At 40.1% G+C, this 12,312-nt stretch carries 5 protein-coding genes and 1 pseudogene; 3 read left to right on the top strand and 3 right to left on the bottom strand.

The genetic code is table 11. The annotated features are described in order from the left end of the window. Positions 1-121: 121 nt before the first annotated feature. The 3 genes and pseudogenes from ACYIAR_RS15745 to ACYIAR_RS15735 all read left to right on the top strand — a co-directional run bounded on the left by ACYIAR_RS15745 (position 122) and on the right by ACYIAR_RS15735 (position 6,442). Positions 122-2,441: pseudogene (locus tag ACYIAR_RS15745) on the top strand (carboxypeptidase-like regulatory domain-containing protein). Positions 2,442-2,728: 287 nt separating this feature from the next. After that, positions 2,729-4,669: a DUF3857 domain-containing protein gene (locus ACYIAR_RS15740; protein WP_480331029.1), complete on the top strand. Its 1,941-nt coding sequence runs from the start codon at positions 2,729-2,731 to the stop codon at positions 4,667-4,669. Between the two features lie 21 nt (positions 4,670-4,690). After that, entirely contained in the window at positions 4,691-6,442 is a 1,752-nt protein-coding gene (locus ACYIAR_RS15735; RefSeq protein ID WP_480331027.1) for a DUF3857 domain-containing protein, read from the top strand. Between the two features lie 83 nt (positions 6,443-6,525). Here the strand turns inward: ACYIAR_RS15735 and ACYIAR_RS15730 are convergent, their stop codons facing one another. The 3 genes from ACYIAR_RS15730 to ACYIAR_RS15720 form a co-directional block, all read right to left on the bottom strand. After that, entirely contained in the window at positions 6,526-7,362 is an 837-nt protein-coding gene (locus tag ACYIAR_RS15730; protein WP_480331025.1) for an alpha/beta hydrolase, read from the bottom strand. Between the two features lie 109 nt (positions 7,363-7,471). Then, positions 7,472-10,939: a 3-keto-alpha-glucoside-1,2-lyase-like domain-containing protein gene (locus ACYIAR_RS15725; protein WP_480331023.1), complete on the bottom strand. Its 3,468-nt coding sequence runs from the start codon at positions 10,937-10,939 to the stop codon at positions 7,472-7,474. A gap of 69 nt (positions 10,940-11,008) precedes the next feature. Continuing rightward, positions 11,009-12,265, bottom strand: coding sequence for a Gfo/Idh/MocA family oxidoreductase (locus tag ACYIAR_RS15720; protein WP_480331021.1), 1,257 nt, complete (start codon positions 12,263-12,265; stop codon positions 11,009-11,011). Between the last annotated feature and the right edge of the window lie 47 nt (positions 12,266-12,312).

The raw sequence follows: 12,312 nt of genomic DNA, 5'->3' as shown, positions 1-12,312 counted from the left end.
GTCGTGGCTTGTGGTGAGCCCAGAGGCGTAGGCGGTTGTCTGCGTCTTTCTTTATATTAAGGCTGTAGATTACCTGAATCTCGTTATTCATAGAAGTATAACTAAGCTAATCAATAATAACATGAAGAAAACTATTGTATCTGTGTTTCTTGCTGTAAGCATAAATTCTTATGCCCAGCATATAAAAATAAAGGGAACAATTCTGGATGAAAAAAAAACAGCCTATCGAGTTTGTAAACATAGCTTTAGGAAACGAAAAGTCGGAAACAATTACCGGAACGACATCAAACAGCAACGGAACATTTGAACTAAGCGGATTGAAATCCGGCAATTATAAACTTACAATATCAAGCGTAGGATATAAAACAGAAGAACTGTGGCTCAACGGGACTAATGAATCACGAAACCTGGGAAACATCCAACTCGTGGAGGACGCTCTATCACTGGAAGGCGTAACAGTCACAGCCTCGGCACAAAGAAGCGAAGTGGACCGAAAAATAGTTTATCCATCCGAAAGACAAGTAAAGGCTTCATCAAATGGAGTTGAATTACTACTTCATATGATGTTGCCCAGGCTGCAAGTTGACCCTATGAGCAACACAATAAAGATTCCGGGAAACGGAGAAGTGCAGACAAGAATCAACGGTGTGAAAGTTTCCATCCAGGAAATTCATGCCCTCAGGCCGGAAGATATAATACGTGTGGAATATCACGACAATCCCGGACTAAGATACGGGAATGCAGAAATAGTTCTTGATTATATAGTAAAACGTCCGGAAACAGGTGGTAGCTTTGGAATTGACTTGATGCAGTCGCCACACATCGGATGGGGTAATTATCAAGGTTATATAAAAATCAATCACAAGAAATCGGAATTCTCGGCAAACTATAGGAACAGTCCTTGTGATTTCTATGGAAGTTACAGAGACAATTTCGAAGATTTCAATTTGGGTAATGGCTTTGAGTTGCACAGATATGAGAAAGGAATTCCCTCACATTGGAAACTTATGCAACAATGGCTTAACGTCGCATATAATCTGCAGGACAACAACAAATACCAATTCAACATTGCACTGAATTATACCAGCGACAAAGTCCCAATTGCAAGATACAAAGGTATTTTAGCAAATAAAGCTGATGAAACAGATTATGTTGATATGCTGGATGAAACAAAATCATCAATACATAACCCTTCATTGGACATATATTACCAAAGGAACTTGAAGAATGAACAGGCTTTGATATTCAACGTCGTTGGTACATATAATAAAAGTTTCTCCGACCGCCTGTATACAGAAAGCAAAGATGGCAACAAGCTTACTGATATACAAAATATTGTGCATGGAAACAAATATTCAATTATCGGCGAGGCAATCTACGAAAAAAAACTCGCAGGAGATAAAAGAATAGGAACTGGAATAAGACACTCTCAGTCTTTCTCCAACAACGACTATCTTAACGAACACGATTATAACACCAAAATGCAGCAAGGAAGCACCTATGTATATGGTGAATTGCGTGGCAAGCTGAACAAGTTTGACTATATACTGGGAATTGGCGGAACACGCTCCTTCTACCGTCAGGAAGGAAGTACGGACACTTACCAATATTACACATTCAATCCCAAAGTCACTCTAAAATATGCTTTTACAGATAGAAGTTACATCCGTTTCCGTTCTTCAATCAGTAACGAGAATCCTTCGCTAGCAAATCTAAGCGCAGTGGAACAGATTATCGACTCACTGCAAATCCAACGTGGAAATCCATACCTTGAATCATATCTCAGCTATACAGAAGCTTTAGATGCGGAATGGTCAAAAGGTATATTTTATGCCTATATGAATTTCTCATATAATTATGAGCCCAATGCTATAATGGATGAGAAATTTGTTGAAGGAAACAAAGTTGTACAGACATGGGACAACCAGAAAAGCTGGCATAGAATAGCCCCGATGATGCAGCTTCGTGTTGGTCCAATTGCTAACATTCTCCAGTTCTCCGTCAGTGGCGGATTAAGCCATTTCATAAGTAACGGCAATAACTACAACCACCGTTACTCCAATTGGTGGCTAAACGGAAGCGCAACTGCAATGTGGAAGAACTTTACTTTGATTTATCAGATTATGACAAACCAAAACTGGTTTGTCGGGGAAACTTTAACTGGAGGAGAAAATGTGCAGAAAATAATGCTTGGATACAGATGGAAAGACTTAAATATTGGAGCAGGCATGGTAAATCCGTTCTCCGACAATTATAAAGTAGAATCCGGGAATTGGAATAAATACGCTTCAACCAAAAAACTGCAATACTTCAAGGAAAGCTCCCAAATGTTTTTCCTAACCCTCAGCTATAATCTTTCCTTCGGTAGAAGTTACAGCTCAGGAAGCAAGAAACTGAACAATTCAGATTCCGATTCTGGAATCTTGCGTTCAGGAAAATAAAAGATTATTTTTGTCACATATTTTGTTCTTGTTGAAAAAGTTTTTTCATATTATATGGAAATAAAATTTCACAATATATGAAAATATATTTCCATATGGATGAAAAAACTTTTTCAGCTTTATAAAAAACGCTGAAAATGCAAACAAATGAATACCAATACATTAACCGAACCAGTTTTATATAGCAAACTTAAAAGCCCTTTATTTTAATTCTATTCGGACAAATTTATGGGAGTTTTATATAAATTTGCCTTCAGTGTATAAACCATTAATCTTATTTCAAAACGATGAAGTACATACCTATAACAATTTTCTCCCTTCTTGCAGCAATGCCATTGGCTTTTGCCCAGAATTCTGCAAGTTGCGGAACACAACAGGACTTGTCTGGTTTTGATTGTGTTACTCTTCTAGACAGCACAGCTGTCAATGTTCAGGAAACCGGTTCCGGTTCTTTCAGTGTTCACAAGAAATTCAAGGTTCAGACCGAAGCCGGAGCTGTTAAAAATCATATAATAAAGTATGACTACGACCCGCTGACGGCTTTTGCCGAATTCCGTTATGCAACAATTTACCGTGCCAGCGGAGATGTTCTAAACATCGACGTTACACAGGCAAAGGACTACACTGCTCCGGCACGTGCCATATATTGGGGCGCACGACAGATTATGCTTGACCTCGGACGTTTGATGCCGGGCGACGTTGTAGAATATGAAATTGCAAAGAAAGGATTTACTTATGCCTTGCTGGCTTCGGAAGATGATGAATCAAGATTCATCCCTCCTATGCGCGGTCAGTTCTATGATATTGTTCCTTTCTGGAGTTCCGACCCGACTGTACGCAAAGTTTATCAGGTGTCAATTCCGATGAGCAAGGAAATGCAGTTCCAGTTCTATCAGGGTAGCTGCACATCATCAATGAGATATAAGGACGGAAAAAAGTGCTACACATTTGCAATGGACAATATGATGCCTTTCGAGCGTGAGGCTAATATGGTGGACTTTTTTGATGCTGCTCCGAAACTTATGATGTCATCCACTCCGAAATGGCAGGACAAATCTTTGTGGTTCAACAAAGTGAACGAGGACTACGGAAGCTTTGCTCCTCTTCCTGAAGCACAGAAGAAAGTGGATGAACTTATCAAAGGAAAGAAAACTGAAATGGAGAAAATCGCTGTCCTCACTCACTGGGTGGCAGATAATATCCGTTATTCAGGTATAAGTATGGGCAAAGGCGAAGGCTACACTTTGCACAACACAAAAATGAATTATACTGACCGCTGCGGTGTTTGTAAGGATATTGCCGGAACACTTATCTCCTTCCTTCGAATGGCAGGTTTCAAGGCTTATCCGGCTATGACTATGGCAGGAAGCCGTGTGGAATCAATTCCGGCTGACCATTTCAATCACTGCGTTGCAGTTGTGAAACTTTCAAACGGAACTTATATGCCGCTCGACCCGACTTGGGTTCCTTTCTGCCGTGAATTGTGGAGCAGCGCAGAACAACAGCAGAATTATCTGCCGGGTGTTCCTGAAGGCTCAGACCTATGCCTCACTCCTGTGTCTGCACCAGAAAATCATTATGTGCGTATCAAGGCAAACAACAAACTTTCTGCTGACGGAACTCTCACCGGTTCATTCACAATCAAAGCTGAAGGACAGTCAGACAGCAATATCCGCCGAATCTTCACTACAGGCTGGCAAAGCGAATGGACAAGAACAATGGAAAAACAGCTTCTTGCCGTATCACCTAATGCAAAATTAATCAGTGTGGACTGGGGAAAGAATCCTAAAGACTATCAGGCTGCTCCGATAAGTATCACATTCAAATATGAAATACCGGGCTATGCTCTTTGCGGAGATAATGAAATGATTCTGAAACCTATGGTTATGAATAATCTGTATAACCAGGTTAAAAGTTATCTAAGAATAGACACAAGTCTGGAAGACAGAAAGTATGGTTTCAAAGACGGATGCTCAAGACTTGTTGAACTTGACGAAACAATACAGCTTCCCAAAGGCTACACTCTTGCAAGCGACGAAAAATCAGACTCAATGGAAAGTAATGCCGCAGACTTCGAAGGTTCGCTGAAGGCAGAAAACGGAAATATCGTTCTTCACCAGAAGCTGGCTTTGAAGAAAAGAGTTTATGAAGCATCCGACTGGAAAGGATTCCGCACAGCCGTGAATGCACACAAAGCTTATGGAGATTATGTGATAATTAAAAAATAACAACCTGACAAAGCAAATATCATGATGATTAAAATATCAAATAAAATAATGATGTTGTTCGGCCTGCTGCTTTTGGCAACTGCCACCTTCGCAGCTTCCGAAGCCGAATATAAGAAACTGGTAAAGTCTTGGACTCTCAATCCGGACGGAAGCCAGGAATTCAACTATAAAATGGAGCTTGCCATATATACTCACACAGCTATGAACAGCACATATGGCGAAAGTTTCATAGTTTATAATCCGGACTATCAGACACTGACAATCAACGAATCTTACACTAAGCAGAAAGACGGTAACATCGTAAAAACTCCGGACAATGCTTTTGTGGAAGTTTTGCCACGCAACGCTGCAAACGCTCCTGCTTACAACCAGCTGAAGGAAATGGTTGTGGTTCACACAGGACTGGAACTTGGCGCAACAATTTATCTGGATTATACTATCAAAACTAAGGCAGGTTATTTGCCTCAAATTGATATAAATGAGGATTTGCAGCAATCATCACCAGTGAAAAGCTGCGAGATTTCAATATCTATTCCTGAAAGCAAAACTTTGAGCTATAAGATTGCAAACAGAAATGAGAAAGCGTCTCAGTCAAGTTCAAACGGACAGAAAGTGTATAAATGGAGATTCAGCAATATTCCTGCTGCTTCACGTATGATTGACTCTTATCATATGGACAGACAGTGCATTGCTGCCAATACATATCCTTCATCAAAGGAAATGGCTGAAACAATTTATTCACAGTTTGAGCAGAAAAAGACAATGCCGCTGGTTACAATGGCTGAAGCTATAACTGAAAAGGCAGCAAACGACAGAGACAAAGTTGTTGCCATATATCAGTATATAAAAGGTAACTACGAAATGATTCCTCTGTCAATCAACGAAACAGGATATAAAATCAGACCGGCTGAAGAAGTGATTAACTCTGCATACGGAACTCCTGCTGAATTGGCGAACATAATGCAAGGTTTGTTGAGAGCTGCTAATATAAAGGCAAATACATTAGCTTGCTTCCCTGACAAATCCGCAGAAGGCTATGGACTGAACAAATCTATAATATTCGTAGAAACTGAAGCAGACGGAAACAAATACATCCTGGCAACAGACGATGCTACAACTGCTGCATTGAAAACTTTCCGTCAATATTACAGTGCTTTGAATCTTGAAAACGGAACAATCTCAGAAGCTAAACCGATGAAATTGGATTTGACTTTCGACGCAAATATTTCAGCAGACAAAGACGGTAAATTCAATGCGAATGTCAAAGCTTCTGTTCCTGAATATTATCTTGATATTGAAGGTAAGAAAATCAAGTCTTTTGCAGGAAATGATATCAAGTCATGCAAAACAAACGGAGATTTGGCTGAAATGGAGTATTCAAAGAATATCAGTACAGAAAAAGCAGGAAACTACATTATTCTTTCTCTTCCTGACTGCGGAACTGGAAACTATCTGTCAATGCTTGCCCTGCAAGGAGGAAAAAGCAACAGACTTATCACTTTACCGGGCATGATTAACGAATCATACTCATATTCTGTTTCTTCTCCTGCAAATGCAACAGTCAGTTCAAAATCTGCAAATAAGGAAATCACAAACAGTGTTGGTTCAGTAAAAATCAATATTAAGGCTGAAAACGGAAAGGTAAATGTTTCACGCAGCATAACAATTTCCAATCCTAAGATTGAAGCAAAAGATTATCCTAAATTCACAGAATTAATCCGTGCATGGGAAAATCAGAACTATAACAGTGTTATTTTTGAGGTTAAAGAATAAGGATTATAATTCTTATTAATCATAAAACAAAAGGAACGAGCTGACAGATTGTCAACTTCGTTCCTTTATTTATTTTATTAATATCAAAACAACTCTCTAAGCCATTTCTCTAATTCGTCAGTCCATTGACGTTTGTATATGAAACTATCATTATATCCCCATCCATGTCCACCAATTGGATAAATGTGCAATGAAGCCGGGACATTGTTTTTTACCAAAGCCAGGTAATAATTAACACTATTCTCAACTGGAACAACCTTGTCGTCACTGCTATGCATGATAAATGCAGGCGGAGTCTGCGGTGTCACTTGTTTCTCGTTAGAATATTTCTCTACAAGTTCAGCAGAAGGATTCTTTCCCAGCAGATTATCTCTAGATCCACCATGTGTCAATTTTTTGTCCATAGTCACCACCGGGTAAAAAAGGATTTGGAAATCAGGACGCGTTTCAGAATCAAAATGAGTGGCAGCAGTGCTGGCAAGATGTCCACCTGCAGATGAACCCATAATTCCAATCTTCTCAACGCCTAATTCAGGAGCTTTCTCTCTCATTATTCTTATAGCCTGCTGAGCATCACTCAACGGAACCTCATTATTACCATTAGGCATACGATATATAAGGACTGCATAAGTTATTCCCTGACTATTAAACCAATCAGCCATATCATGTCCTTCATGACCTGTGGCAAGTCCATAATATCCGCCACCGGGACAAGCCACAATAGCCATTCCATTTCCATTTTTTGCCGGATAAATCGTCAGTGTAGGTTCTTCAACATAAAGAGCACCACCTTCAACCTGCTCAGTCATATTATTTGTATTGGGACATTTTTCTTTTTCCCATAATTTTATCTCAATCTTATCTTGTGCTGACATAACTGATGAGATAAACAACATACACTTAGCAAATACTTTTTTCATAATAATCTAATTAGTGGATAAAGGGATAAGTAACAAGAAAACAAGTTGACAAGAAGAAAATCCCCTTGCCGACTTGCTTATGTAATCTTGTAAAATTTAATTATATATTTTACTTCAATTCCATAATACGAATATTGCGGAATTTCACAGGAGAACCATGACCCAGGAATCCGATATAGCCTTTCTTATTAAACAATCCAGGATGTTCCTTGCCATCCGGTGTTCCATTCTTAACGGCATCACGAATATTACCTTCAACAATTACGACACCATTTACTGTAACTTTGATATTATCGCCATCGCAAATGATTTCTTCCTCATTCCATTCGCCAACCGGTTTGATTGCTTTCTTATGGTTTTCATTAGCTTTGATGATACCATAAATTGAACCATGATGCTGATAAGGAGTAATATCACTGTAAATCTGGTGTTCGCAATCCAAAATCTGGCTTTCCATACCATGATATGCAGCATCCACACCCATTGGAGTTCTCAAACCGATACCGTTATTTGCACCTGGAGTCAATTGGAACTCAAATCTGTATATGAAATTAGCATATTCATTCTTTGTATATAGATTTCCACCGAAACTCTTGCTAGGAACCATTGAAATACAACCGTCCTCAAGGATATAGTCAGTTGTATTACCTTGCCATTCATGCATGTTAGTTCCGTCGAACAACACCTTGAAACCTTCTTTCTTTTCTTGCTCAGAAAGCTGGAATGGTTCCTGACGCTTCAATTCCTTGATATAAAGATTGCGGAATGAACACTTGCTTCCGTGAGCTTGCAACTCAATCTGTTCTACAGGGAATATAGGTTGTTTGCGATCCCAATAATTTTCCATAATAACATTGTCAACAACTTTCTCGCCGTTTAAAACAACTGTTACACGGTCTCCAACCATCTTGATATAGAAGCTGTTCCACTCACCCAACTTATTGTCGGCAACTTTTGAAGGTTTGCTTTCATTCTTCTGGTTGTTATACAAACCACCTGAACCAACCTGTGCACCAACGTCCACACGCGCTGTATCCCAAATCTGAACTTGTGGAGTACCACGCAAATAAACACCGGCATCAGCCTCTGGACCTGCAGGATCAAGCATCCAATCTACATACATTTCAAAGTCGCCATACTGCTTTTCAGTACACAAATTGTCAAAACCTGAACCTTCAAATACAAGACATCCATCCTCTACCTTCCAATCCTTGCGCATCTGCTCATCAGCTTTTTCCTGAGCCTTTGCAAGCTGAGCAGGTTTCATTTTTGCACGTGCTATAGGATTTTCCACAAGACCTTTCCAGCCAGTCAAATCCTTACCGTTAAACATAGAAACGAAACCAACTTCATCTGGCATCTCTGCAAGATGCTGTTTCAATGCGTCAATATCGTAGCGTGCATCCTCACCGTCTAGCATAGGCAAGATTTTGTTAAGCAGAGCTTTAACATTATCGCCTGTGTATTCTTTGTGATTACGTGCGATATTCCATACAGAATAAGCAGCAGCTGAACGTACAGCTTTGTCAGAATCATCCAGGAATTCAGAAGAGTACATCAAAGAAAGGAATGTTCCTGCCTGCTGGATTTGTTTCAAGATCTTAACCTTCTGGTCACCAGTCTTAGCAATTTCCATAGCCTTACGTAAGCTTAACAAACGGTTCTCACCTGTGAATTCAGGATTAGAAACCAACTGAACATAACGGTCCAAAGCCTTGTTAAACATATCTCCTGAAGCTGACTTCTTACAAACAGCGAACAACTGCTCAGCAGCCTCAATACCCTTCCACTGAAGCAATGCTTCGAAAGCAGCACTCTTAGCAGCTGAAGAACCGGAATTCAATCCTTCAAGTATAGTTGCAAAAGCTTCCTTATCATCCGTTGCAGAAAGTACCTTATAATATAGAACAGACTTTTCACTACCAGCCTGCAACATTCTGCGTTTCAATGACTCTACTTGCTGATTCTTAGGCATTGCCAAAACTGAAGCAATTACAGCATCCTGCATAGGAGCTACATAGTTAGATTCAGCACTTTCCAACATTCCACAAAGTTGAGTAAAATCCTGAGCTGTAGCTACAGATTTCAAAGCTGTATAGGCTGCCATCTTCACAGATGCATCAGACGACTTGGTCTGTTCTAATACAGTATTTATCTTTGAATCAGCCATACGTGCTGCAAGCAATTCCACACCAGCAATCTTTCCTAAGCTCTGTGCCTTACCAATAGCTGAAGCTACAGCACCATTGATATCACCAGGGAATGCCAACAACGCATCTTGAGCCAACAGAACAACCTGCTTATTATCGCTAGTCAGCAAATTTGCCAATGTCTGGATATAACCTTTATCTCCGATTTTCACCATTGTCCAAGCTGCAGCCTGCTGAACAGCAAAATCTTCATTATTCAACTGCTGAGTAAGAACCTGAGCAAATGACAAATCAAAGCGAAGCATCAGATTCTTGATTACATCATGCTTCTTCGGGCATTTAGCTTCACGACCAAACCAGTTCAATATATCAACCTTAGGTTCAGGCTTAGCCTTAACCATATATTTAGCCAATTCAATATAACCTTCCTGATTGATGAATGAAGAAGCAAAATTCAAAGCGGCATTTCTATACTGCTTGTTTGCATCCTTCATTGCTGCCAAAAGCAGTTTTGTTGCATCCTCTGTTTCCTTGACTGACATAAGAATTTCCAATGCAGCTTCACGAGCATGAACCTGTTGAGCCTTTGTAGCCTTCTTCATCAGAGTATTGGCTGCCTTTTCTGCAACTTTAATTTCTCCTTTAGCTGCAAGATTCTTAATCAAAGCGATATATGCCTCAGTAGCACCTGTTGGTTCCATTGTATAACCGGCTGCTTCTGCTGCCTTTCCTACAACATCCAAAGATTTTTCGCTTCCTGTGCGGCTCAAAGCATAAAGCACAACTTTCTTCATGTCAGCATCACCATTCTGAAGCATAGGAATAAGAATATCTTCAACTCCGTCCAAACGGATTTCAGCAATTGCCTCAATAATATTCTTCTGAGTTTCAGGAGTACCCATACGGCGAAGTAATCCAGCCTTAAGCGCAGCACCAGCCTCAGCAGAACCGTTTGATGAAAGAGCCCTAGCTGCAGCACTGCTCAAATATGGATCGGCAAGATAAGCTGACAAAGCATCAACTGCTTCAGCCTTGCCAACAATACGCAACTGGGAAATTATGAAAGATTTTATTTCATTGTCCTGAACCTGATCCAAAGCCTTTACATAAGCATTTGAAACTACAAGGCGAGCATCTTCCTTACCTTGTGCCATAACAAAATGACTCAATCCGCTCAACGCATATTCAACCTGTGAATTACTGCCTTTACCAGGAGCATTAATTTTTGATACAAGATTAAGGACAGCTTCTTCTCCTACCGACGACAACTCTCCAATCAATTTATTGTATTCAGCCTGACGCTCTGCTGGCATCTGTGCTAGCACATCCGCAGTCACTGTTTTTGCAGTACGGTTTGCCGGAGTCTGTGCCATTAACATACTGCCACAAAGCAGCAATGTACTTATAGTTATATATATTTTTTTCATGAAGTTCGATTATTTCTAATTTTCCATTTCTTTTGAGTCTATTCTAACTTAGGAACTCAAAAACTCAAATCAAATATTCCACGGCGCCCTCATTGGCTGATCCAATAACCTGTTGGCAGCCTCATCATTGATAAATTCAAGTTTAACCGGATCAAAGTGCAAAGTCCTGTTCAAGCGCAATGCCACAGCCCCCATATTGACAATAGTAGCAGAGCGGAAACCATTCTGTTCGTTAAGAGCAAATGGCTGACGAGTCTTCACACATTCAATGAAATCTGTAACTTGTGGTTCTGGATCAGGTAAGTCAGCAAGCTTCTTTTCCCAATCAGGAATATCACAAACGAAATTCTTGTAAACATTTCCATTTGGACCAGAAATATAAGGAGTATTCGGATCACCATAATCACCACCCCAAAGCACGATCTGGCAACCATCTTCATAAGTATATGTAATCGAACGCCATGTTCCTACAGCATCAGGATGCTGCTGAGGTGCATCAACTTCAACTTTAATCGGACTTGTATGGTCTTTTCCTAAGATATACTGAACTGGGTCAATATAATGCTGTCCCATATCACCCAAACCTCCTCCATCATAATCCCAATATCCACGGAATGTCTGGTGAACACGATGAGCATTATATGGTTTGTATGGTGCCGGGCCTAACCACATATCGTAGTCAAGTTCCTTTGGTATAGGCTGCGGTTCAAGATATTCCTTACCTACCCAATAGAATTTCCAGTCAAATCCAGTATGCTTGCTTATAGTAACTTTCAACGGCCATCCCAACAAACCACTCTGAACAAGTTTTTTCAACGGTTTTACAGGTGTACCAAGGCCATAGAACTGGTCAGTAAAGCGGAACCATGTGTTCAAACGGAACATTCTGCCATATTGTTTAACGGCTTCCATTACACGCTTACCTTCACCAATAGTACGAGTCATCGGCTTCTCACACCATATATCTTTTCCGGCTTTTGCTGCTTCAACAGACATGATTCCATGCCAGTGAGGAGGAGTAGCTATATGAACAATATCCACATTCGGATCCAGAATCAGATCACGGAAATCATGATAAGCCGCAATCTTTTCTTTCACAAGATTCTTTCCAAGTTCAAGATGATTCTTATCGACATCGCATACAGCAACAAGACGTGTTCCTGCATAATTCAAATGACCACGTCCCATACCACCGGTACCAATGATACCTTTTGTTAACTGATCACTAGGCGCAATATATCCATTACCCAACACGTGGCGTGGAACAATGGAAAACGCCGCAATTCCCCCCAATGTCTTGAGGAAGTCCCTTCTGTTAGTTTTCATGGTAAATTATTTATGTGTTTCACATTTCTGCAAATATAATATATGTT

The organism is Parabacteroides sp. KHUB-01, assembly GCF_056640935.1.
Note: the sequence above shows the minus strand (reverse complement) of the source record. Positions and strands in the feature narration are given on the sequence as shown.

What these genes read in the sequence shown, in the direction of transcription:
- ACYIAR_RS15740 (WP_480331029.1), top strand. Translation starts at nt 2,729, where the DNA reads ATGAAGTACATACCTATAACAATTTTCTCCCTTCTTGCAGCAATGCCA.
- ACYIAR_RS15735 (WP_480331027.1), top strand. Translation starts at nt 4,691, where the DNA reads ATGATGATTAAAATATCAAATAAAATAATGATGTTGTTCGGCCTGCTG.
- ACYIAR_RS15730 (WP_480331025.1), bottom strand. Translation starts at nt 7,362, where the DNA reads ATGAAAAAAGTATTTGCTAAGTGTATGTTGTTTATCTCATCAGTTATG.
- ACYIAR_RS15725 (WP_480331023.1), bottom strand. Translation starts at nt 10,939, where the DNA reads ATGAAAAAAATATATATAACTATAAGTACATTGCTGCTTTGTGGCAGT.
- ACYIAR_RS15720 (WP_480331021.1), bottom strand. Translation starts at nt 12,265, where the DNA reads ATGAAAACTAACAGAAGGGACTTCCTCAAGACATTGGGGGGAATTGCG.